Here is a 23091-nt window from a genome sequence, read left to right as displayed (position 1 = left end):
GCCCCTGATTCTTCGCGCTGGTGACCGCCGTCGTGCGGGCGCCAGAATCGGCACTTCCCCAGCTTCGGAGACCGTTTGATGGCATCGCGACGCGCGCTGTTGAAACTCGCCGGCCTGTCCGCCCTGTCGCTGCCGATGGCCGCATTGCCGGACGCGCGTGCCGCGGCGCCGGAGGCCAGCCCGGACGCGATCGCCGGGGCGCCGGACCTGGCTGCGCTCGAGGCAGCGAGCGGTGGCCGGCTCGGCGTGGCGCTGCTGCGCGATGGAGATCCGGCTGTGCGTGCCGGACACCGGGTCGACGCGCCCTTCCCGATGGCCAGCACCTTCAAGTTCCTGCTGGCCTCGGCAGTGCTCGCCCGCGCCGATCGCGGCGTGCTGTCGCTGGACCGGCGGCTCGCGGTGCGCGAGGCTGACATGCTCGAGCATGCGCCGGTGACCAGCCGGCATGTCGGACGCGACCTCACCGTGCGCGACCTGTGCCAGGCCACGATGGTCTGGAGCGACAACCCGGCGGCGAACCTGCTGCTGCCGCTGGTCGACGGCCCGGCCGGACTCACCGCCTTCCTGCGCGCCGCCGGCGATGCGGTGACGGTCTGCGCCCGCAATGAGCCGGAGGTCAACCTGTTCGCGGACGGCGATCCGCGCGACACCACCACGCCGCTGGCGATGGCCGGCAATCTGCAACGGTTCGTACTTGGCGACGCGCTGCTGCCAGCCTCGCGCCTGCAGTTGACCGACTGGCTGATCGGCAACCGCACCGGCGATGCGCGCATCCGCGCCGGTGCGCCTGCCGGTTGGCGGGTCGGCGACAAGACCGGCGGCGCGAGCGGCATCAGCAACGACATCGCGGTGCTATGGCCTGCCGATGGCGGCCGGCCGTGGTTGCTGGCCTGCTATCTACAGGGCTCGGCGCTCGCTGGCGCGGCGCGCGATGCCGTGCTGTGTCGCGCCAGCGAGCTGGCGCTCGCCCAGGTGCGCAGCGCGTAGCGTCCAAGGCGAGCGGAGGCCCGTGGACGGGAACCGACAAGTGGTCGGGTGGGATCGTGCGAGCGCGCCGTGACGGTGTGCGGCGGGCTTGATCCGGTCGCCGGCGCCCCCATGTCCACGCCCAGTCAAGGTTCCTTCTTTCCCACCATGCCGATCTACGCCTTCCGCTGCGCCGACTGCGGCCACGATTTCGACCGTCTGCAGAAGCTCTCCGATCCCGATCCCGAGACCTGTCCGGCCTGCGGCGCGGCGGCCGTCAAGCGCCAGCTCACCGCGCCTGCGTTCCGTCTGGCCGGCAGCGGCTGGTACGAGACCGACTTCAAGAAGGACGGCGACAAGAAGCGCAACCTGGCCGAAGGCGGCGAATCCGCCAAGCCTGCCGGCGACGCCGCCGCGAGCCCGGCGCCGGCGGCCAAGTCGGACGTGCCCGCACCCAAGGTCGAGACCAAGCCGGCCGCCAAGCCCGCCGCCGCGGCCGACTGAGGCCACGCGGCCGACGCCGCTCCCAACGCAGGCGCGCGCGGACCGCCGCGCACGCCTTACACTATCGGGTTCCGCCCGCCGGGCGGTCGGTATCCCGTGTCTTTTCCGCGTTCGGAGTGTCCATGCGTACCCATTTCTGCGGCCTCGTCGACGAGGCGCTGATCGACCAGACCGTCACCCTGTGCGGCTGGGCCGATGTCGCCCGCAACCTCGGCGGCGTCTGCTTCATCGATCTGCGCGACCACGAGGGCATCGTCCAGGTCGTCGCCGAGCCGTCGGCCGAGCCGGGCAACGCGGAGGTGCTGTCCCTGGCCGAGCAGGTGGGCTACGAGGACTGCCTGCGCATCACCGGCGTCGTCCGTCGCCGGCATTCGGTCAACCCGAAGATCCGGACCGGCCAGGTCGAGGTCGTCGCGCAGACCATCGAGGTCTTGAACAAGGCCGAGCCGCTGCCGTTCCATCACCACGAGAACCCGGGCGAGGAGACGCGCCTCAAGTACCGCTATCTCGACCTGCGCCATCCGCAGATGCAGCGCCGCATGCGCACGCGCACCAAGCTGGTCAGCGCGCTGCGCCACTGGCTCGATGCGCGCGGCTTCCAGGACATCGAGACCCCGATCCTGACCAAGGCGACGCCGGAAGGTGCGCGCGACTTCCTGGTGCCTGCACGCATGCATCCGGGCGAGTTTTACGCGTTGCCGCAGTCGCCGCAGCTGTTCAAGCAGATCCTGATGATGTCCGGCTTCGACCGCTACTACCAGGTGGCGCGTTGCTTCCGCGACGAGGCGCTGCGCGCCGATCGCCAGCTGGAATTCACCCAGCTCGACATGGAATTCGCCTGGGTGTCCGAGCGCGACGTGCAGGACACGGTCGAAGCGATGATCCGTGATGTGTTCCGCGAGGTCGCCGGCGTCGAACTCGACGCGCAGTTCCCGCGCATGACCTATGCCGAAGCCATGCGCCGTTACGGCTCCGACAAGCCGGACCTGCGCATCGCGCTGGAACTGGTCGATGTCGCCGAGCTGGTCAAGGATTGCGGCTTTGCGGTGTTCGCGGGTCCCGCGAACGAGGCGAATGGCCGCGTCTGCGCGCTGCGCATTCCTGGCGGCGCGTCGCTGAGCCGCAAGCAGATCGACGAGTACGCCGCCCACGCGGCCAAGTACGGCGCCAAGGGCCTGGCGTACATCAAGATCGCCGAGTCCGGCGAGGTCAGTTCGCCGATCCAGAAGTTCTTCGACGAGGCGGCCTTCGCCGCGCTGGTGTCGCACGTGGGTGCGGGCAACGGCGACCTGGTGTTCTTCGGCGCGGGCAAGTACGCGACGGTCAGCGACTTCATGGGCGCGATCCGTCTGAAGGCCGGTAAGGACTTCGGCCTGGTGGCCGAGGGGTGGAAGCCGCTGTGGGTGACCGATTTTCCGATGTTCGAATGGGACGACGAGGCGCAGCGCTACGTCGCCTTGCACCATCCCTTCACCGCGCCGGCGGTCGATGACGAGGCCGACCTGCGAGCCAATGCGGCGACTGCGGTCTCGCGCGGCTACGACATGGTGCTCAACGGCAACGAGATCGGCGGCGGCTCGATCCGTATCCACCGGTCCTCGATGCAGTCGGCGGTATTCGATCTGCTCGGCATCGGCGCCGAGGAGGCCCAGGCCAAGTTCGGCTTCCTGCTCGATGCCTTGAAGTACGGCGCGCCGCCGCACGGCGGGATCGCGTTCGGCATCGATCGCCTCGCGGCACTGATGGCCGGCACCGAATCGATCCGCGATGTCATCGCGTTCCCCAAGACCACCGGCGCGCAGTGCCTGATGACCGATGCGCCGTCGCCGATCGCCGACGCGCAGCTGGCCGAAGTCCACATCCAGGTGCGCGCCCGCGCTGAATGACCGCGCGGCCCCATCGCTGCGCGGCCGGTATCGCGCAGTGGCCCATTGTTGATCGCGATCAACACATCTGTCGCGCCGGTTGGGTATCCTCCGAGCGCGACTTCTTCTTCGACAGGACCGCCCATGAAGCCCGAAGCGCAGGAGGCTGCCCTCTTGACCGCCCCCGCCGAACCGGCCGAGCCGGTCGATCCGCGCCGGGCCAAGCGCAAGGAACTGCTGCTGTTCCTGTTCATCACGGTGGTGATGTTCCCGATACTGTCGGTGCTGATCGTCGCCAGCTACGGGTTCTCCGTGTGGTTCTGGCAGATGTTCACTGGCCCACCCACGCACTAGGCCGCCTTCGTCATGGTAGCCGCCGCCACCAGACCGCCCGATCCGCGCCGACGCGCGCTGCTGCGCGGTCGTCTGCACGCCCCGCATCCCTTGCGCCCGCCCTGGGCGCTGGACGAGCGCGCGTTCGTCGATGCCTGCACGGGCTGCGGTGCCTGCGTTGCGGCCTGTCCCGAGCGTGTGCTGGTGATCGGCGAGGGGCGCTTGCCGGTGTTCGATCCGGCGCTGGGCGAATGTACGTTCTGCACCGATTGCGCGTCCGCCTGTGAGGCCCCCGCGTTCCGTTCGGTCACAGACATCGCCTGGGCGCTGCAGGCGCGCGTCGCCGAGACCTGCCTGACGCTGCACGGCATCGTGTGTTCGAGCTGCCGCGATGCCTGCGGCGAATCGGCGATCCATTTTCCGGTGACCTCGCGCGTGCCCACGCCGGTCGTGGCCGCGGACCGCTGCACCGGCTGCGGCGCCTGCGTTGCTGGCTGCCCATCGGCCGCGATCTCGCTGCGGCCCGTCACCTCTGAGGACGCTGCCCATGTCTGACCCCCGTCCCGAATGGCATGTCGCCAGCCTGGTCGTCCGCCACCGTCCCGAGGCGCGCGATGCATTGGCGGCTGCGGTCGCGACCACCGACGGCCTGGAGCTCGCGATGCAGGAGGACACCTGCAGCGTGCTGCTGCAGGAGAGCGACGGCACGCGCGGCCTGATGGCGAGCATCGATGTCCTGCAGGCCGTGGCCGGGGTGATGGCCGTCAACCTCGTCTACCACCATGCCGAGCCGACATCCGCGATCGATCGCGACCTCGCGCCGGCCGACACCCGTACACAAGACACGACAGGAGCAACGGCATGACCAGCCGCCGCGAGTTCATCCGCAACACCGCCATCGCCAGCGCCGCGGCCGCCGCCGGCATGCCGGTGCCCGCCCATTTGGCCGAGGCGATGACCGAGGGCGACGGGCAGCTCAAATGGAGCAAGGCGCCGTGCCGCTACTGCGGCACCGGTTGCGGCATCAACGTCGCGGTGCGCGATGGGCGGGTCGTCGCCACCCACGGCGACGTGCATGCCGAGGTCAATCGCGGCCTGAACTGCGTCAAAGGCTACTTCCTGTCGAAAGTGCTCTACGGCGCCGACCGCCTGACCACGCCGATGCTGCGCAAGCGCAACGGCGTGTTCGCGAAGGACGGCGATTTCACTCCGGTCAGCTGGGACGAGGCCTTCGATGTCATGGCCGAGAAGTTCCGCGCCGTGCTCAAGGCCAAGGGCGGCGACGGCATCGGCATGTTCGGCTCCGGGCAGTGGACCGTGTGGGAAGGCTACGCGGCCAACAAGCTGATGAAGGCCGGCTTCCGCAGCAACCACATCGACCCGAACGCGCGCCATTGCATGGCCTCGGCGGTGACCGGCTTCATGCGTACCTTCGGCATGGACGAGCCGATGGGCTGCTACGACGACATCGAGGCGGCCGATGCGTTCGTGCTGTGGGGCTCGAACATGGCCGAGATGCATCCGATCCTGTGGACGCGCGTGACCGATCGCCGGCTCACCCATCCGCACGTCAAGGTCGCCGTGCTGTCGACCTACGAGCACCGTAGCTTCGAGCTGGCTGACATCCCGATGGTGTTCAAGCCGCAGACCGACCTGGTCATCCTGAACTTCATCGCCAACCACATCATCAAGACCGGCCGGGTCAACCGCGATTTCGTCGACAAGCACACGACCTTCAAGCGCGGCAACGACGACATCGGCTACGGCCTGCGGCCGGAGCACCCGCTGGAGGTCGCGGCCAAGAACGCGCAGGACCCCAACGGCGGCACGCCGATCGACTTCCAGGCGTTCGCCGATTTCGTCGCCCCGTACACGCTCGAGCGCGCCATCGAGATGACCGGCGTGGAGCGCGCGTGGCTCGAGCAACTGGCCGAGCTGTACGCCGATCCGAAGATCAAGGTCATGTCGTTCTGGACCATGGGCTTCAACCAGCACACGCGCGGCACGTGGGCCAACAACATGGTCTACAACATCCACCTGTTGACCGGGAAGATCGCGACCCCGGGCAACAGCCCGTTCTCGCTGACCGGCCAGCCCTCGGCCTGCGGCACCGCGCGCGAGGTCGGCACGTTCAGCCACCGCCTGCCGGCCGACATGGTGGTCACCAACCCTGAGCACCGCCACCATGCCGAGGAGATCTGGAAGATCCCGCACGGGATCATCAAGGACAAGATTGGCTATCACGCGGTCGAACAGAACCGCGCGCTGCGCGACGGCAAGCTCAACGCGTACTGGGTGCAGGTCAACAACAACATGCAGGCCGGCGCGAACATGCTCGAAGAGGGCTACCCCGGCTACCGCAATCCCGACAATTTCATTGTCGTCTCCGACGCCTACCCGACGGTGACCTGCCAGGCCGCCGACCTGATCCTGCCCTCGGCGATGTGGGTGGAGAAGGAGGGCGCCTACGGCAACGCCGAGCGTCGCACCCACTTCTGGCATCAACTGGTGCATGCGCCGGGCGAGGCGCGTTCGGACCTGTGGCAGTTGATGGAGTTCTCCAAGCGTTTCACCACCGACGAATGCTGGCCCGAAGAGATCCTCGCGGCGAACCCGCAGTTCCGCGGCAAGACGCTGTTCGACGTGCTCTATCGCAACGGCAAGGTCGATGCGTTCGGGGTCGAGCAGATCGAGGAAGGCTACGCCAACGCCGAGGCCGATGCGTTCGGCTTCTACGTGCAGAAGGGTCTGTTCGAGGAGTACGCCGAGTTCGGCCGCGGCCACGCGCACGACCTGGCGCCGTTCGACATGTACCACCGCGAGCGCGGCCTGCGCTGGCCGGTGGTCGACGGCAAGGAGACGCGCTGGCGCTACCGCGAGGGCGCCGATCCGTACGTCAAGCCGGGCACGGGCTTCCAGTTCTACGGCAACAAGGACGGCCGCGCGGTGATCTGGGCGCTGCCCTACGAGCCGCCTGCCGAATCGCCCGATGACGAATACGACCTGTGGCTGGTGACCGGCCGGGTGCTCGAGCACTGGCACTCGGGCTCGATGACCATGCGCATTCCCGAGCTGTATCGCGCATTCCCGTCGGCGGTGGTGTTCATGCATCCCGACGACGCCCGCGCGCGTGGCCTCAAGCGCGGCGATGAGGTCTCGGTATCGTCGCGCCGCGGTGCGATGCGCACGCGCGTGGAGACCCGCGGCCGCAACCGGATGCCGCGTGGGGTGATCTTCGTGCCGTGGTTCGACGCCGCCCAGCTGATCAACAAGGTCACGCTCGATGCGACCGACCCGATCTCCAAGCAGACCGATTTCAAGAAATGCGCGGCCAAGGTCGCCGCGGTGGGAGTGGCCTGACATGCGCAAGATCCTCGCCATCGTGTTGACGCTCGTGCTGGCCGCGTGCGGCGACCGCGACCCCAAGCCCGAAATCGTGCCGCCGGCCCCTGAAGTCGGTGCGCGCGGCAATCCCGCCCAGGACATCGACAACCTGCGCCGCAACGTGCCGATCACCGCCGAGATCACGCCGCTGCCGATGGCGCGGGTCGAGAACTTCGACCGTCGCCGCGGCCGTGCCTACCCGATGCAGCCGCCGACCGTGCCGCACAGCATCGAGGGCTACCAGGTCGACAAGAACTCCAACCGCTGCATGCTGTGCCACGCGCGCAGCAACGCTGCGCAGTTCCAGGCGCCGGAGATCAGCGTGACCCATTACATGGATCGCGACGACCAGTTCCTGGCGGAGGTGTCCTCGCGGCGCTACTTCTGCCTGCAGTGCCACGTCGTGCAGACCGACGCGCAGCCGCTGGTCGCCAACGGCTTCCGCGACATCGACAGCGTGCTGCGGTCCGAGCGCGCGGAGCCGTCGGAATGAAGGCGTTCGGGCGGGTCGCAACCACGGTTCGGTCATTCTGGAAGACGCTGCGCTCGCCGGCAGTCCACCTGAGCCTGGGCTTTCTGACGCTGGGCGGGTTCATTGCCGGGGTGATCTTCTGGGGCGGCTTCAACACCGCGCTCGAGGTCACCAACACCGAGGAGTTCTGCACCGGCTGCCACGAGATGCGCGACAACGTCTTCGAGGAGCTCAAGACCACCATCCACTACAACAACCGTTCTGGCGTGCGCGCGACCTGTCCCGACTGCCATGTCCCGCACAATTGGACCAACAAGATCGGCCGCAAGATGCAGGCGTCCAAGGAGGTCTGGGGCAAGATCTTCGGCACGATCAATACGCGCGAGAAGTTCCTGGACATGCGCCTGACGCTGGCCGAGCACGAGTGGGCGCGGCTGAAGGCCAACGATTCGCTCGAGTGCCGCAACTGCCACGACTACGACTCGATGGACCTGACCCGCCAGGCGAGCCGGGCGGCGCAGATCCACCGCACGTACTTGGCGACGGGGCAGGCGACCTGCATCGACTGCCACAAGGGCATCGCGCACCGGCTGCCCGACATGACCGGTGTGCAGCAGGGCGTGCAGGCGGTGCCGGCGGCCCATACCGCGCACTGACGCCTGACGGGGCGACGCGGTGGCCGGGATGGCGCCACCGGTCGTTGCGCTGGAGGCCGGCGGGGCATCGCGCGACAATGACGCGATGACCGTCTCCCCATCTTCCGACGCGGCGCTGCCGCCGGGTTTCGTATTGCGCCGCGGCGTCGAGGCCGACGCCGCGCGGCTGTCCACGCTCGCCGCCCGCACGTTCACCGAGACCTTTGGGCACCTGTATCCGCACGCCGATCTGGACGCGTTCCTCGACGAGGCCTATGCCGTCGAGCGCCAGCGCATCGTGCTGAGCCATCCCGACTATGCGGTCTGGCTGCTCGAGCGCGATGGCGAGGCCGTCGGCCATGCGGCCGCCGGTCCTTGCGGCCTGCCGCATGCCGAGGTGGCGCCGGGCGATGGCGAGCTCAAGCGGCTGTATCTCGTCCGTGGCCTGCAGGGGGCCGCGCTCGGCACCCGGATGATGCAGACCGCGATGGACTGGCTGCTGCGCGACGGGCCGCGCACGCTGTGGGTCGGCGTGTGGTCGGAGAACCACGGCGCGCAGCGGTTCTATGGACGCTACGGTTTCGGCAAGGTCGGCGAGTATCTGTTTCCGGTCGGCGCAACGCAGGATCTGGAGTTCATCCTGCGTCGGCCCGCCCAGCGCTGAGCCGGGCGCCTGCGACGGCGCCCGGCCGCTGCGCTCAGGCCACGACCAGGGTCACATCGATGTTGCCGCGGGTCGCATTCGAGTAAGGGCAGACCGCGTGCGCGGCGTCGACCAGCGGCTGCAACTGCTCGCGCGGCACGCCAGGGGCGCGGATCGTCAACGTGGCCTGGATCCCGAAGCCGGCCGGAATCGGGCCGATGCCGACCTCGCCGGTGATCGTGGTGTCGGCGGGCAGCGTCACCTTCTGCTTGCCGGCGACCAGCTTGAGCGCACCCAGGAAGCACGCCGCATAGCCGGCGGCGAACAACTGCTCGGGGTTGGTGCCAGGGCCACCGGCGCCGCCCAGTTCGCGCGGCGTGGACAGAGCGATATCGAGCGCACCGTCGTTGGAGGCGGCGCGGCCTTCGCGTCCGCCGGTGGCGGTCGCGGTTGCGGTGTAGAGCACGGTGTCGAGGGACATGCGAAAGATCTCCGTGAGTGGCAGGCGGCGGGATGCCGGTGCGGTATCGACACTGTGCGCCGTTCGCTGATACGTTTGGGCATGCCAAGTCCAGGAAACTTGGCCTGGAGTCCTGATATGGTCGATCGTCTCGCCGTGCTGCTGGATCGGTTCCGGATCACCGCCGATGTCGATGCCGGCCCTGGCGAGGTCGGCACGCACGACGACGGCGCGTTGTGGCTGGTCGCCGCCGGATCGCTGCACATGGCCGCGCCGTCGCCGCCGATGGCCGGGCCGGGCCTGTTGCTCGCGCCGCAGCGCGCCCTGGCCGACGGGGTCATCGCCGGGCCGGGGGCGCGCGTGCTCGCGGCCCGGCTGCGCTTCGAGGGTGGCGCCGACAACCCGCTGGTGCGGGCCCTGCCCACGGTGTTGTGGCTGCCCGCCGATGCGGTGCCAGGGTCGGCCGGGCTGTTCGCGCTGTTGTTCGAGGAGGCCTTCGACGGCCGCTGTGGACGCACGGTGCTGCTCGATCGGCTGATCGAGGCCTTGCTGGTCCAGGTGCTGCGCCAGCAGATGGAGTCGGGCGACCTGCGAGGCGGCCTGCTGGCGGGCATGGCCCACCTGCGGCTGCGACGCGCGCTGGTCGCGTTGCACGAAGCGCCGGCACGCGACTGGACGCTGGCGTCGCTGGCGCAGGCTGCGGGGATGTCGCGCAGCGCCTTCGCGCAGAGCTTTCGCGAGGCGCTCGGGCAGACGCCGGGCCAGTACCTGCAGGACTGGCGAATCGCGCTCGCGCAGCGGGCACTGCGGCGCGGCCGGCCACTGAAGGTGATCGCCGACGAAGTTGGCTACGGCAGCGAGGCGGCCCTGTCGCGGGCGTTCAAGGCCCGCAGTGGACTCTCGCCCAGGGCCTGGCGGCAGACGATGGGTCTGCGGGACGCGGCCGCATGAGCGGCGGGCCGCAGCGTGTCGTGCTGCTGCATGGCATCTGGATGGTCGGCCTGACGATGCGGCGCTTCGCGCGGCATTTGGAGGCGGAAGGGTTCGCCCCGGAGATCTTCGGCTATCCCAGCATCACCGGCGGACCGCAGGCGGCGATGGACGGCCTGCTCGCGCAGCTGCGTCGCGGCGGGCCGGCGCATCTGGTCGGACACAGCCTCGGGGGCCTGGTGGCGCTGCAGGCGCTGGCGCAGGCACCGGAGGTGCCGGTCGGGCGCGTGGTCTGCCTGGGCTCGCCGGTGTGCGGCAGTGGCGCGGCCGCCGCGCTGTCGCGGTGGCCGATCTCGCGGCTGTACTTCGGACGCAGCGCCGACATCCTGCTCACCGGCTGCGCGCAGTGGCCGCCGCAGGTGGCGGTCGGGATGGTCGCTGGCCGGGTGCCACGCGGGCTGGGGGCGCTGTTCGCGCGCTTCGACGGTCCCCATGACGGCACCGTGGCGGTGGCCGAGACGCACGCGCCGGGGTTGGCCGACCACGTGGTCGTCGAGGCCAGCCACAGCGGGCTGCTGTTCTCCTCGCAGGCGGTGATCCAGACCGCCGCGTTCCTGCGCGCAGGGCGCTTCGCGCGCTAAAATCGCGCCTTCGACGCCTGAAAAGAACGACCATGGGACGAGGACCTTCGATCGAGGCCCGCAAGAACGCGACCGACGCCAAGCGCGGCAAGATCTTCACCAAGATCATCCGCGAGATCGGCGTCGCCGCCCGTGCCGGCGGCGGCGATCCTGCCAACAATCCGCGCCTGCGCGCCGCCATCGACAAGGGCATGGCGCAGAACATGTCCAAGGACGTGGTCGAGCGCGCGATCAAGAAGGCGACCGGCGAGCTGGAAGGGGTCGAGTACGAGGAGATCCGCTACGAGGGCTACGCGCCGGGCGGGGTGGCGGTCATCGTCGATGCATTGACCGACAACAAGGTCCGCACTGTGGCCGACGTGCGCCATGCGTTCGGCAAGTGCGGCGGCAACCTCGGCACCGATGGCTCGGTGGCCTTCATGTTCAAGCGCCTGGGCGTGCTGAGCTACGACGCCGGCGCCGATGAAGAACGGATCACCGAGGTCGCGATCGAGGCCGGGGCCGACGACGTGATCGTCTATCCCGAGGACGGCGCGATCGACGTGGTCACCGCGCCCGAGGACTTCGCCGCGGTGCGCGAGGCGATGGCCGCCGCGGGCCTGGCGCCCGAGCACGCCGAGCTGACGTTCCGCGCCGACAACGATGTCGCGGTGGATGCCGAGACCGCGCAGCAGGTCCGCAAGCTGCTGGACCTGCTCGAGGATCTCGACGACGTGCAGGACGTGTACTCGAACGTGGACCAGGCCTCGCTGGACGGCGCCTGACGGCGCCGGTGATCCGTCGCCCAATGACCCGCATCCTCGGTATCGATCCCGGCTCGCAGCGCACGGGCGTGGGCATCATCGACGTCGATGCGGCCGGCCGCGTCACGCATGTGCATCACGCGCCGCTGTCGTTGCTGTCGGCCGGCGATTTTCCGGCGCGGCTGCGTCGGTTGCTGGTGGGGCTGGGCGAGCTGGTCGAGCTGCATCGGCCCGACGAGGTCGCGATCGAACGGGTGTTCATGTCGCGCAATCCCGACTCGGCGCTCAAGCTCGGCCAGGCGCGCGGGGCTGCGATCGGTGCGGTGGTGCTGCGCGACCTGCCGGTGCATGAGTACGCGGCCAGCGAGATCAAGCTCGCGGTCGTGGGCCGCGGCAGTGCCGAGAAGGGCCAGGTCCAGCACATGGTCGGCCTGATGCTCGGGCTGACCGGCAAGTTGCAGGCCGACGCCGCCGACGCGCTGGCGGTGGCGATCACCCATGCCCACGTGCGGGCGACGGCTGGCCGGTTGGGGCTCGACGCGCGCCAGGCCTGGAGCAGGAAATGAGTGACATCGCGACCCCGTCCCTCCCCCTCCCCAAGTTCCACGACCGGCCCGCGGCCGGAGGCGCCCGATGATTGGAAGATTGCGCGGCAAGCTCGTGCACAAGGCCCCCCCCTGGCTGGTCGTCGACGTGGGCGGGGTGGGGTATGAGCTCGAAGCCCCGATGAGCACGTTCTACGATCTGCCCGAGGTCGGGCGCGAGGTCGCGCTGTTCACGCACTACGCCCACAAGGAAGACACCGTCTCGCTGTACGGCTTCCTGCACGAGTCCGAGCGTCGGCTGTTCCGCGACGTGCAGAAGGTCAGCGGGATCGGCGCCAAGATCGCGCTCGCTGTGCTGTCGGGGGTCAGTGTCGATGCGTTCGCGCAACTGGTGCAGGCCGGCGACGTCACCGCACTGACCCGGATCCCGGGCATCGGCAAGAAGACCGCCGAGCGGATCGTGGTCGAACTGCGTGATCGTGTCGCCGACCTCGGCGGCGCGGGTGGCGCGGTGGGCGGACGCACCGGGCCCGCCGATCCGCTGTCGGAGGCGACCGTCGCCCTGCAGCAACTGGGCTACAAGCCGGCCGAGGCGGCCAAGATGGCGAAGGCCGCGGCGCGTGATGGCGATGCGGCCGAAATCATCATCCGCAAAGCGCTACAGTCCGCGCTTCGCTGACCCTTCGCCCGTCAGGGGCCCCACGTCATGACCCAGTCCACGCGCCAGGCGGCGCCCGATCCGCGCAGCCCGCCCGGGCACGGCCAGACCCATGGCCAGATCGGCCTGGCGGGGCTGGTCGCCGGCGCGATCGGCGTCGTCTTCGGCGACATCGGCACCAGTCCGCTGTACACCCTGCGCGAGGCGTTCTCGTCGCATTACGGGCTCATCGCTGACCACGACACCGTGCTCGGGGTGCTGTCGATGATCTTCTGGTCGTTGACGATCGTGGTGACCTACAAGTACGTCACCATCATCCTGCGTGCCGACAACGATGGCGAGGGCGGCATCATGGCGTTGATGGCGCTTGCCCAGCGCTGTCTCGCCAAGGGCGGGAAGTCTGCGTATCTGATCGGCATCCTCGGCGTCTTCGGCGCCTCGCTGTTCTTCAGCGACGGCGTCATCACCCCGGCGATCTCGGTGCTGTCGGCAGTCGAGGGCCTCGAAGTGGTGGCGCCGGGCCTGCACGCGTGGATCATTCCGATCACCGTGCTCGTGCTCGGCATCCTGTTCGCGACCCAGCGCTTCGGCACCACCAAGGTGGGGCGGGTGTTCGGCCCGATCATGATGCTGTGGTTCGCTTCGCTGGCGATGCTGGGCGTGCTCAACATCCTGCACGCGCCCGAGGTGCTGCACGCGCTCAATCCGTGGTGGGCGGGGCGCTTCTTCGTCGAGCACAGTTGGGGCGGGGTGTTCATCCTCGGCGCGGTGGTGCTGGCGGTGACCGGTGGCGAGGCGATCTACACCGACATGGGTCACTTCGGTGCGCGGCCGATCCGCTACGCCTGGTACTTCTTCGTGCTGCCGGCGCTGATGCTCAACTATCTGGGGCAGGGCGCGTTGGTGCTTGAGGACCCGGCGGCGATCCGTAACCCGTTCTATGTCGGCGTGCCCGAATGGGCGCGCTGGCCGATGATCGTGATGGCGACCGCGGCGACGGTGATCGCGTCCCAGGCGGTGATCACTGGTGGCTTTTCGGTTGCGCGGCAGGCGATGCAGCTGGGCTACATCCCTCGGATGCACGTGCGCCACACCTCCAGCGACACCATCGGCCAGATCTACATCCCGGGCGTGAACTGGGCGATGGCGGTGGTGGTGATCGCGCTGGTGCTCACGTTCCGAACCTCTTCGGCGCTCGCGGCCGCTTACGGCATCTCGGTATCGCTGACGATGCTCATCGACACGCTGCTGCTGATCGTGGTGGCGCGCGCGCTGTGGCCGCGCTGGCGGCGCTGGGTGTTGCCGTCGTGCGCGGTCTTCATCCTGATCGACATCGCCTTCGTGATCGCCAACGGCGCCAAGGTGCTGCAGGGCGCCTGGTTCCCGCTGGTGCTGGGCATCACGCTGTTCACGCTGCTCAGGACCTGGCGGCGCGGCCGCCAGTTGCTGCGCGACGAGATCCAGAAGGAGGGCATTCGCCTGGATACCTTCCTGCCGGGTCTGATGCTCGCTCCGCCGGTGCGGGTGCCAGGCACCGCGGTGTTCCTGACCGCCGATCGCGGCGTGGTGCCGCAGGCGTTGATGCACAACCTCAAGCACAACAAGGTGCTGCACGAGCGCAACGTGTTCCTGACGGTCGAAACGCTCACCGTGCCCTATGCGGCGCCATCGCGGCGAATGCGGATCGAACACGTCGGCGACGACTTCCATCGCATCACCTTGCGCTTCGGTTTCATGGAGACGCCGGACGTGCCGATGGCGCTGATGCGCTGCGGCGATGTCGAGGGCGGCATCGTGATCGACCCGATGGACACCACCTACTTCACCAGCCGCGAGACCGTGGTCGCCACGCCGCGGCGCGGCATGCCGGTCTGGCGCGACAAGCTGTTCGCGCTGATGCACCGCAACGCGGCGCCGGCCACGGGCTTCTTCCGCATCCCCGGCAATCGCCTGGTCGAGCTCGGATCGCAGGTGCATATCTAGGCGGGGCATGCCCCGTCGGGCGGGTGCGACGCTGCGTCGCAGTCAAGTCGGCCCGCCGGCGGTCGATAACGTCGGCGAGTACCGCCGGACGCCGAACCGCATGCACGCGCTCCTGCCCAGGATCCCGACCTCGCCCCTGCCACAGCGTGTGCTGCTGGTGGAGAACTCGCGTGCCTACACCCAGGCCGTGGCCGGCACCATCGAGAGCCGGCTCGAGTTGCCGGTGACGGTCGCCGGATCGCTGGCCGAGGCCAAGCGGGCGCTCGACGCGCACGACGACTGGTTCCTGGTGTTGACCGGACTGGTGCTGGCCGACGGGGACCGCGATTCGGTCGTCGATTTCTTCCTGGCGCGCGGCCTGGCAACGGTGGTCGTGAGCGGCGTCTACGACCGCGAACTGCGCGACCGCCTGCTGCGTCGGCAGGTGATCGACTTCGTACTCAAGAGCACGCCCGGCAGCCTGGACTACATTGTCTGGCTGGTGCAGCGCCTGGAGCGCAACCGGCGGATCTCCGCACTGGTGGTCGACGATTCGGCCTCCGCGCGCGAGCGCACCGCCTGGTTGCTGGAGATGTTCGGCTACCGGGTGGTGCAGGCCGCCGAAGGCGATGCCGCGCTGCGCGCGCTCGAAGCCGACCCGACGATCCGCCTGGCCTTGATCGACGAGGAAATGCCGGGCATGCAGGGCGTGGAGGTAACACGGCGCCTGCGCGCGCTGCGCGCCCGCGACCGGGTCGCGGTGATCGGCGTGTCGGGCTGCGAGGATGCCGACCTGGTCGCGCGTTTCCTCAAGAACGGCGCCAACGATTTCCTGCGCAAGCCCTACTCGCGCGAGGAGTTCTTCTGCCGCGTCTCTCAGAACGTCGACCAGCTGGAGCTCATCGGCAGCCTGCAGGACCTGGCGACGCGCGATTTCCTCACCGGCCTGCCCAACCGGCGCTGCTTCCTCGAGCGTGCCGAGCAGCAACTGCCGGCACTGCAGGACGGCGGCACGCCGGTGGCGATGGCGATCCTCGATGTCGACCACTTCAAGCACATCAACGACAGCTGGGGGCACGAGACCGGCGACCACGCGCTGCGTGCGCTGGCGACCGCGCTGTCGGCGCACGCGCGCCCACAGGACCTGATCGCGCGCTTCGGTGGCGAGGAGTTCTGCCTGCTGGTGCCCGGGCTCGATGCCGACGCGCTGGCCGCGTACTTCGAGCGCCTGCGCGCCAGCGTCGAGGATCTGCGGGTGCCGGTGCGCGGCGGCGATCTGCGGATGACGGTCAGCATCGGCGTGTGCGCGGCCTCCACCAGCGACGACCTGCACCGGCTGCTGGCCGAGGCCGACCGTCGTCTCTATCTGGCCAAGGCCGGCGGCCGCAACCGAGTGGTGGTGGCCGGCTGATTGCGCGGCGCGCCATGCAGGCGCGCCAATGCTGCATTCGATGCGCTTGACCTGCGTCATCGCAGCCGCTGCGGCCGCTGCCTAGCCTTGCCGGCATCGTCTCCCGGCCGGGAGCGTCCGCGCCGGAGCCCCCGTTTGCACGATCTGCGCCAGTTCCTCGACCGCCTGACCCGGCACGACCAGCTGTGGGAGGTCGGCGCGCCGGTCGATCCTGAGCTCGAGAGCACGGCGTTGTCGCTCCATGCGCTTCGCGAACAGGGGCCGGCGCTGCTGATGCGCCGGTCGGTCGGATCGGCACACCCGATGCTCGGCAACCTGTTCGGGCATCGTCGACGCATCGAACTGGCGCTCGGTGAGCGGCCACTGGCTTCGCTGCGCGAACTGGGCGAACTGCTCGCCGAGCTCAAGGAGCCGCGCTGGCCGTCGTCACTGCGGGGCGCGCTCGAGGCCTGGCCGGGGCTGGCGCAACTGGCGCATGTCGCGCCGCGCCGCGTGGAGGAGGCGGCGTTCTGCGAGGAGGTCGTCCACGGTGGCGACATCGATCTGGCGCGGTTGCCGATCCAGCGCTGCTGGCCCGGCGACGTCGACCGCCTGATCACCTTCGGCCTGGTCGTCACTCGCGGCACCGAACAGGCGCGGCAGAACGTGGCGATCTACCGTCAGCAGCCGATCGGGCACAACCGCGTGATCATGCGCTGGCTGCCGCATCGCGGCGGTGCGCAGGATCATGCAGCCTGGCAGCGCATGCATCCCGACCGTCCGTTTCCGGTCGTGGTCGCGATCGGCGCCGATCCGGCGACGCTGCTTGCCGCGGTCGCGCCGGTGCCCGACACGCTGTCGGAGTACGAGTTCGCCGGTCTGCTGCGTGGTGCGCGTACGCGGGTGTGGCGCAGCGCGATGACCGGACTCGACGCGCCGGCGGGTGCGGAGATCGTGCTCGAAGGCTTCATCCATCCCGGCGACACCGCGCCCGAGGGCCCATTCGGTGACCACACCGGCTACTACAACGCGCGCGATGCGTTCCCGGTGCTTACGATCGAGTGCATGCGTCTGCGTCGCGGTGCGATCTATCACGGCAGCTACATGGGGCGCGCGCCGCATGACGAACCTTCGGTGCTGGCGATGGCACTCAACGAGGTCTTCGTGCCGATCCTGCGCAAGGTGTTCCCGGAGATCGTCGACTTCCACCTGCCGGCGCAGGCGTGCTCGTACCGGGTCGCGGTGGTCTCGATCCGCAAGCAGTACGCCGGCCATGCGCGGCGGGTGATGATGGGCATCTGGTCGTACCTGCGCCAGTTCACCTACACCAAGTTCGTGATCGTGGTCGACGACGACATCGACGCGCGCGATTGGGGCCAGGTGCTGTGGGCGATCTCGACCCGGGTCGATCCTGCGCGCGATGCGATGCTGGTCGACAACACGCCGATCGACTACCTCGACTTCGCATCCCCGGTCGCTGGGCTCGGCTCCAAGCTCGGGCTCGATGCGACCAACAAGTGGCCCGGCGAGACCGCACGCGACTGGGGCCGACCGATCGTGCCCGACCCGCAGGTCGCCGCACGTATGGGGCGGCTGTGGGAGGCATTGCGCGATGCACGCAGCGCCTGACCTGGGTCAATGAGCCGTGCAAGGGCGGCGCCTAGCATGCAAGCCCCTGCGCAATGACGAGGACGAGCGATGCAACTGGTGTGTCCAGCGGGCAACCTGCCCGCGCTGCAGGCGGCGATCGATGCCGGCGCCGACGCGGTCTACGCCGGCCTGCGCGACCAGACCAACGCGCGCGCGTTTCCGGGGCTGAACTTCGACGAGGCCGAATTGCGCCAAGGCATCGCCTATGCGCACGCGCGCGGTCGTCAGGTCTACCTTGCACTCAACACCTATCCAGACAGCGTTCGGCTGCCGCAGTGGCTGCGCGCGGTGGACCGCGCGGCGGCGCTCGGCGCAGACGCCATCATCGCGGCCGAGATGGCGGTGCTCGACTACGCCGCGCGCCGCTATCCGCAGCTTGCCCGGCATCTGTCGGTGCAGGGATCGGCGACCACTGCGGCCGCGTTGCGTTACGCCCACGAGCGCTTCGGCATCGCGCGCGCGGTACTGCCGCGCGTGTTGTCGGTGCAGCAGGTCGAGCGCCTGTGCGCGGCGTCGCCGGTGCCGCTGGAGGTCTTCGCGTTCGGCAGCCTGTGCATCATGGTCGAGGGCCGCTGCCAGCTCTCGAGCTATGTGACCGGGCAATCGCCCAATCGCCACGGTGTGTGCTCGCCCGCGGCCTTCGTGCGCTGGGACGAACACGCGGACCGCAGCCGCAGCGTGCGGGTGAACGGCATGCTGATCGACCGCTTCGCAGACGGCGAACCGGCCGGCTATCCGACCGTGTGCAAGGGCCGCTATAACGTCGGCGGCGAGATCTTCCACGCGCTCGAGGAGCCGACCAGTCTCAACACGTTGGAACTGCTGCCGCGGCTGGCGCAGGCCGGCGTCGCGGCGCTGAAGATCGAGGGGCGCCAGCGTGGTGTGGCGTATGTGCGCGCAGTGGCGCAGACCTGGCGTCGGGCGTTGGACCGTCACCGCGACGATCCGCAGCGCTGGCGTACCGAGCCCGACTGGCAACGTGCGCTGTCAGCGCATGCCGAAGGCCAGCAGACCACGTTGGGGCCTTATCACCGTGCCTGGCATTGATTCGATGAAGCTCAGCCTTGGACCGTTGCAGTACTACTGGCCGCGCGCGACCACACTCGCGTTCTATCGAGATGTCACTGCCTGGCCGGTCGACATCGTCTACCTGGGCGAAACTGTATGCAGCAAGCGCCGCGAGTTGCGCGGCGCCGACTGGCTGGCGCTGGCCGACACGCTGGCCGAGGCGGGCAAGGCGGTCGTGCTGTCGACGCTGGCGTTGCTGGAGGCCGAGTCCGAGCTCGGTGCGATGCAGCGCCTGGTCGAGAACGGCCGTTTCATGATCGAGGCCAACGATCTGTCGGCCGTGCAACTGTGCCGCGAGCGTGGACTGCCGTTCGTCGGTGGCCCGACGCTCAACGTCTACAACCATCGTGCGCTGGCGATGCTGGTCGAGGACGGTCTGCAGCGCTGGGTACCGGGCGTCGAGCAGGGGCGCACGCTGCTGACCGAATTGCGTGCCGCGCTCCAGGCCGACGGCGGCACAATGCCGGAACTCGAGGTGCTGGCCTGGGGCCGGCTGCCGCTGTCGTACTCGGCGCGCTGCTTCACCGCCCGCGCGCTCGACCTGCCCAAGGACCGCTGCGGCCTGCGTTGCATCGAGCATCCCGACGGGCTGCCGTTGCACACGCGCGAGGGCGACCCGTTCCTGACGATCAACGGCGTGCAGATCCAGGGCACCGATGTGATCGACATGGCGCCCGAGCGTGACGCGCTGCACGCCTGTGGTGTCGATGTACTGCGCCTGTCACCGCAGGTCGGCGATATGGCCGCCATCGTCGAGCGTTTCCGCACGATGCTCGACGCACCGGAGCCACCCGCGCCCATGGGCGCCCGTAACGGCTACTGGCACGGCACGCCAGGCCTGGGGACGCTGCCCGCACAGCCGGCCTGATGCCGATTCTTGTCAACGCGCGATCGCGCCGCTGCCGTGCGGCGCATCTCGTTGCGGGGTGCGCATGCGCGCAGCGTCTGCAACATGCCGCAGGACAGCCGTTTGGCCCGTCGCGCGGGGCGGATCGCTCACCCGACTTGTATTTGCGTGGCGGCGCGCTGTCGCCTCAGGCCGAGCGATGCGCCTTGCGGGCGGCGCGTGCGATTCGGGCGCTGCGTTGCAGCGCGATGCGCAGGGCCAGTGGCAGCGTGTCCCAAGGCATGCGGTCGAGCAGATTGCGCACGGTCAGCCCGAGCTCGACATCGCCGATGAGCACCAGTCGGCGCTGGAAGAACAGCGTGTCGGCATCTTCCAGGCGGCTGGCGAGCAACATCAGGTCGGTTGCGCTGCCGCGGACGCTGGCCTCGGCCGGACCGGGTACGGCCCGCAGTCGGCCTTGCGTCCAGCTCAGAACCACGGAGATGCCGAGATCCTCGACCTCGATGCCCAGCCGCCGACCGGCGACCAGGTCGAGCGCAGGCCCGATCTGCGCGGTCTGCAACACCTGAGATAACGCGCGTTCGAGCGGGGCCTCGACAACCGGTTGTGGCAGGCGCCGCAGCACCGGCTTCCAGCGCGCGGGCGGAGGGAGCAGGCGCAGCAGCGCGGCGGCCGGGTAGGGATCGGTTGGATCGAAGGCAGAAGCGGTCGCGGTCATGGCGGGGGCCGGTGGGGAAGGAGGGAAGGCGGAGCGGGACTGCCGGTCGCAGGCGTCGGCGATCAGCAGCGTGGCCAGCCGGTCCACCGTGTCGCCGGGCACGTGCAGGCGCGCGGCCATCCGATGTACGTGCGCCCGGACCTGGGCCTCGCGGCCGGCATCGCGCAATGGGCGGTCCAGCGCGCGCTTCATGCCGCCGACCAGTGCCGCAGCGCCGCGGCGCGCGGCCAGCAATGCGATCAGGACTGCATCGATGCGGTCGATGCCGTGGCGCGCCGCCTCCAATGCGATCGCGGCCAGTGGCGGAGCAGGGCGGCCATGGCTGTTGGGCATGGCGATGTCGCCACTCATGCGCCCGGCACCGGTGGCGGCGCAACCCGCTGCAACGACACGGACATCGCAAGGCTCCTCGATCCGACGGGGCGGTCAGGGGCCGCCAGGCGAGCCACGGTGCCACCGCCACGCGGTCGCCGCCTTGATCCGCGTCAGGTGCGTGTCCGATCCGAGCCCCGTCATGCGGGAACCAGGCGATCTGTGCGGTGCTTGATCCAGGTCAATCCAATATGTGGTGATAAAAATCAGAATGCGCACCACATATTGTGGTCGAGGAAGAAAGCAATGCCGATGGCACGCACCCGGGCGCCCGCCCTGATCGATCCGGTCGCTTCGATCGACGAGTACCTGAGCCGGGCCGATTGGCGGGTCAATGCCAATGCCAACCAGGGCTACTCGCTGGGCGGACTGATCCTCAATGTGGCCGGCAAGGTCACCGCGAACTACTGGCTCGAGCAGGTCTACCCGCCCGAGGTCGGCCGCGCCCATCGCGAGGGCGACCTGCACATCCATGACCTCGACATGCTGTCGGGCTATTGCGCCGGCTGGTCGCTGCGCACGCTGTTGCATGAAGGCCTCAACGGCGTGCCCAATCGGGTCGAAGCCGGCCCGCCCCGGCACCTGTCCTCGGCGGTCGGGCAGATCGTCAATTTCCTGGGTACGTTGCAGAACGAATGGGCCGGCGCGCAGGCGTTCTCATCGTTCGACACCTACATGGCCCCGTTCGTGCGCAAGGACGCGCTGTCCTACGACGACGTGCGCCAGTGCATCCAGGAACTGATCTACAACCTCAACGTGCCCTCACGCTGGGGCACGCAGACGCCCTTCACCAACCTCACCTTCGACTGGGTGTGCCCCGAGGATCTGCGCACGCAGGTGCCGGTGATCGCCGGCGAGCCGATGCCGTTCGCCTACGGCGAGCTGCAGGTCGAGATGGACATGATCAACCGTGCCTACATCGAGGTCATGAGCGCGGGCGATGCCAAGGGCCGGGTGTTCACCTTCCCGATCCCGACCTACAACATCACGGCCGATTTCCCGTGGGAGTCGGAGAACGCGCAGCGGCTGTTCGACATGACCGCCAAGTACGGCCTGCCGTACTTCCAGAACTTCATCAACTCCGAGCTCGATCCGGGAATGATCCGCTCGATGTGCTGCCGCTTGCAGCTCGACCTGCGCGAACTGCTCAAGCGCGGCAACGGCCTGTTCGGCAGCGCCGAGCAGACCGGCAGTCTGGGCGTGGTCACGGTCAACTGTGCGCGACTGGGCTACCTGCATCGCGGCGACGAGACAGCGCTGTTTGAGCGGCTCGACGCCCTGCTCGAGCTGGGCCGGCGCAGCCTGGAGATCAAGCGCGAGGTGATCCAGCGGCTGATCGACGACGGTCTGTTCCCGTACACCAAGCGCTATCTGGGCACGCTGCGCAACCACTTTTCGACGTTGGGCGTGAACGGCATCAACGAGATGATCCGCAACTTCACCGGCGATGCGCACGACCTGACCAGCGACTGGGGCCACGCGTTCGCCGTGCGCCTGCTCGATCATGTGCGCGCACGGATGGTGGAGTTCCAGGAACAGACGGGCCACCTCTACAACCTCGAGGCCACGCCGGCCGAGGGCACGACCTACCGCTTCGCCAAGGAGGACCGCCGCCGCTGGCCGGACATCCTGCAGGCCGGCACCGATGCCCAGCCGTACTACACCAATTCGTCGCAGTTGCCGGTCGGCTTCACCGACGACCCGTTCGAGGCGCTGGAGCGCCAGGAGGCGTTGCAGTCGCGCTACACCGGCGGCACCGTGCTGCACCTGTACATGGGCGAGCGACTGTCGAGCGGCGATGCCTGCCGGGACCTGGTGCGGCGCGCGCTGAGCCGCTTCCGGCTGCCCTACGTCACCGTGACCCCGACCTTCTCGATCTGCCCGACCCACGGCTACCTCGCCGGCGAGCATCCGTTCTGCCCGCGCTGCGACGACGAACGCCTGGCCGAGAAGGGCCGCGCCACCGCCTGACCCCAAAACCGGGTCAGAGTCGAATTTCAAATACCAGAACCGGGTCAGCGGGATGTCCGGGCATCGAAAAATCGACTCTGACCCCGCTTCCTAACCTCGTTGCACCACTGCCTACCCATGACCTCCAAGGAGTGTTTTGTATGTCCCATGTCGCCCCTGCTGCCACCACCTCCCTGCGCGACGACGAGCGCCAGCGCTGCGAGGTCTGGACCCGCGTGATGGGCTATCACCGGCCCGTGTCCAGCTTCAACATCGGCAAGCGCGGCGAGCACGCCGAGCGCCGCTTCTTCGCCGAGCCTGGACGCCCGGCGCGCGCCGCGTGATCCGCATCGGC

Annotated in this window: 24 protein-coding genes; 22 read left to right on the top strand and 2 right to left on the bottom strand. The window is 69.0% G+C overall.

Features of this window, described 5'->3' with window-relative positions:
- The first annotated feature begins 78 nt into the window (after positions 1 to 78).
- The 10 genes from BEN78_02870 to BEN78_02825 all read left to right on the top strand — a co-directional run bounded on the left by BEN78_02870 (position 79) and on the right by BEN78_02825 (position 8823).
- Entirely contained in the window at positions 79 to 987 is a 909-nt protein-coding gene (locus BEN78_02870; GenBank protein ASR42491.1) for a class A beta-lactamase, read from the top strand.
- Between the two features lie 147 nt (positions 988 to 1134).
- Positions 1135 to 1470 carry a transcriptional regulator gene (locus BEN78_02865; GenBank protein ASR42490.1) on the top strand — a complete coding sequence of 112 codons (336 nt, stop codon included), beginning with the start codon at positions 1135 to 1137 and terminating at the stop codon, positions 1468 to 1470.
- A 122-nt stretch (positions 1471 to 1592) separates the two neighbouring features.
- On the top strand, positions 1593 to 3356 hold the full coding sequence (locus BEN78_02860; GenBank protein ASR42489.1) for an aspartate--tRNA ligase: 1764 nt from the start codon (positions 1593 to 1595) through the stop codon (positions 3354 to 3356).
- Between the two features lie 123 nt (positions 3357 to 3479).
- Positions 3480 to 3689, top strand: coding sequence for a periplasmic nitrate reductase, NapE protein (locus BEN78_02855; GenBank protein ID ASR42488.1), 210 nt, complete (start codon positions 3480 to 3482; stop codon positions 3687 to 3689).
- A gap of 12 nt (positions 3690 to 3701) precedes the next feature.
- Positions 3702 to 4223 carry a ferredoxin-type protein NapF gene (locus BEN78_02850; protein ASR42487.1) on the top strand — a complete coding sequence of 174 codons (522 nt, stop codon included), beginning with the start codon at positions 3702 to 3704 and terminating at the stop codon, positions 4221 to 4223.
- Positions 4216 to 4533, top strand: coding sequence for a hypothetical protein (locus BEN78_02845; GenBank protein ASR42486.1), 318 nt, complete (start codon positions 4216 to 4218; stop codon positions 4531 to 4533). Before BEN78_02850 ends, BEN78_02845 begins: the two co-directional genes overlap by 8 nt.
- Positions 4530 to 7028 carry a nitrate reductase catalytic subunit gene (locus BEN78_02840; GenBank protein ID ASR42485.1) on the top strand — a complete coding sequence of 833 codons (2499 nt, stop codon included), beginning with the start codon at positions 4530 to 4532 and terminating at the stop codon, positions 7026 to 7028. Before BEN78_02845 ends, BEN78_02840 begins: the two co-directional genes overlap by 4 nt.
- Before the next feature lie 76 nt (positions 7029 to 7104).
- Positions 7105 to 7545, top strand: coding sequence for a nitrate reductase (locus tag BEN78_02835; GenBank protein ID ASR44872.1), 441 nt, complete (start codon positions 7105 to 7107; stop codon positions 7543 to 7545).
- Positions 7542 to 8180: a cytochrome C gene (locus BEN78_02830; GenBank protein ID ASR42484.1), complete on the top strand. Its 639-nt coding sequence runs from the start codon at positions 7542 to 7544 to the stop codon at positions 8178 to 8180. The genes BEN78_02835 and BEN78_02830 overlap by 4 nt, the downstream gene beginning before the upstream one ends.
- 85 nt (positions 8181 to 8265) lie before the next feature.
- Entirely contained in the window at positions 8266 to 8823 is a 558-nt protein-coding gene (locus tag BEN78_02825) for a GNAT family N-acetyltransferase (protein ID ASR44871.1), read from the top strand.
- 34 nt (positions 8824 to 8857) lie between these two features.
- On the opposite strand, the gene BEN78_02820 is transcribed toward BEN78_02825, so the two are convergent.
- Positions 8858 to 9283, bottom strand: a complete 426-nt coding sequence (locus BEN78_02820) for an organic hydroperoxide resistance protein (GenBank protein ASR42483.1) — start codon at positions 9281 to 9283, stop codon at positions 8858 to 8860.
- A gap of 117 nt (positions 9284 to 9400) precedes the next feature.
- Between BEN78_02820 and BEN78_02815 the strand changes: the two genes are divergently transcribed.
- The 10 genes from BEN78_02815 (at position 9401) to BEN78_02770 (ending at position 19717) form a co-directional block, all read left to right on the top strand.
- A complete protein-coding gene (locus BEN78_02815; GenBank protein ASR42482.1) occupies positions 9401 to 10213 on the top strand; it encodes an AraC family transcriptional regulator in 813 nt (270 codons plus the stop codon).
- Complete coding sequence (locus tag BEN78_02810) at positions 10210 to 10833, top strand: hypothetical protein (GenBank protein ID ASR42481.1); 624 nt, start codon at positions 10210 to 10212, stop codon at positions 10831 to 10833. Before BEN78_02815 ends, BEN78_02810 begins: the two co-directional genes overlap by 4 nt.
- A 32-nt stretch (positions 10834 to 10865) precedes the next feature.
- Entirely contained in the window at positions 10866 to 11597 is a 732-nt protein-coding gene (locus BEN78_02805; protein ID ASR42480.1) for a transcriptional regulator, read from the top strand.
- A 23-nt stretch (positions 11598 to 11620) separates the two neighbouring features.
- A complete protein-coding gene (locus BEN78_02800) occupies positions 11621 to 12142 on the top strand; it encodes a crossover junction endodeoxyribonuclease RuvC (protein ID ASR42479.1) in 522 nt (173 codons plus the stop codon).
- Positions 12143 to 12209: 67 nt separating this feature from the next.
- Positions 12210 to 12800 (top strand): Holliday junction DNA helicase RuvA, encoded by a 591-nt coding sequence (locus BEN78_02795; GenBank protein ASR42478.1) that lies wholly within the window; start codon positions 12210 to 12212, stop codon positions 12798 to 12800.
- Positions 12801 to 12905: 105 nt separating this feature from the next.
- The gene (locus BEN78_02790; GenBank protein ID ASR44870.1) at positions 12906 to 14762 is read left to right on the top strand and encodes a potassium transporter Kup; all 1857 of its coding nucleotides are present in this window, start codon (positions 12906 to 12908) and stop codon (positions 14760 to 14762) included.
- Positions 14763 to 14862: 100 nt separating this feature from the next.
- Positions 14863 to 16152, top strand: a complete 1290-nt coding sequence (locus tag BEN78_02785) for a diguanylate cyclase response regulator (protein ID ASR44869.1) — start codon at positions 14863 to 14865, stop codon at positions 16150 to 16152.
- Between the two features lie 135 nt (positions 16153 to 16287).
- A complete protein-coding gene (locus tag BEN78_02780; protein ID ASR42477.1) occupies positions 16288 to 17760 on the top strand; it encodes a 3-octaprenyl-4-hydroxybenzoate decarboxylase in 1473 nt (490 codons plus the stop codon).
- A 69-nt stretch (positions 17761 to 17829) separates the two neighbouring features.
- Positions 17830 to 18828, top strand: coding sequence for a protease (locus BEN78_02775; protein ID ASR42476.1), 999 nt, complete (start codon positions 17830 to 17832; stop codon positions 18826 to 18828).
- A gap of 4 nt (positions 18829 to 18832) precedes the next feature.
- Positions 18833 to 19717, top strand: a complete 885-nt coding sequence (locus tag BEN78_02770; protein ID ASR42475.1) for a U32 family peptidase — start codon at positions 18833 to 18835, stop codon at positions 19715 to 19717.
- Between the two features lie 166 nt (positions 19718 to 19883).
- On the opposite strand, the gene BEN78_02765 is transcribed toward BEN78_02770, so the two are convergent.
- On the bottom strand, positions 19884 to 20414 hold the full coding sequence (locus BEN78_02765; GenBank protein ID ASR44868.1) for a hypothetical protein: 531 nt from the start codon (positions 20412 to 20414) through the stop codon (positions 19884 to 19886).
- A 618-nt stretch (positions 20415 to 21032) separates the two neighbouring features.
- Here BEN78_02765 and BEN78_02760 point away from each other — a divergent pair.
- A complete protein-coding gene (locus BEN78_02760; protein ASR42474.1) occupies positions 21033 to 22757 on the top strand; it encodes a ribonucleoside triphosphate reductase in 1725 nt (574 codons plus the stop codon).
- A 140-nt stretch (positions 22758 to 22897) separates the two neighbouring features.
- Positions 22898 to 23080 (top strand): hypothetical protein, encoded by a 183-nt coding sequence (locus tag BEN78_02755; GenBank protein ID ASR42473.1) that lies wholly within the window; start codon positions 22898 to 22900, stop codon positions 23078 to 23080.
- The last annotated feature ends 11 nt before the right edge of the window (positions 23081 to 23091 follow it).

This window comes from Xanthomonas citri pv. mangiferaeindicae (assembly GCA_002240395.1).
GTDB classification, from domain to species: domain Bacteria; phylum Pseudomonadota; class Gammaproteobacteria; order Xanthomonadales; family Xanthomonadaceae; genus Luteimonas; species Luteimonas citri_A.
The sequence above is the reverse complement of the archived record's forward strand: the minus strand, read 5'-3'. Positions and strand labels throughout refer to the sequence as shown.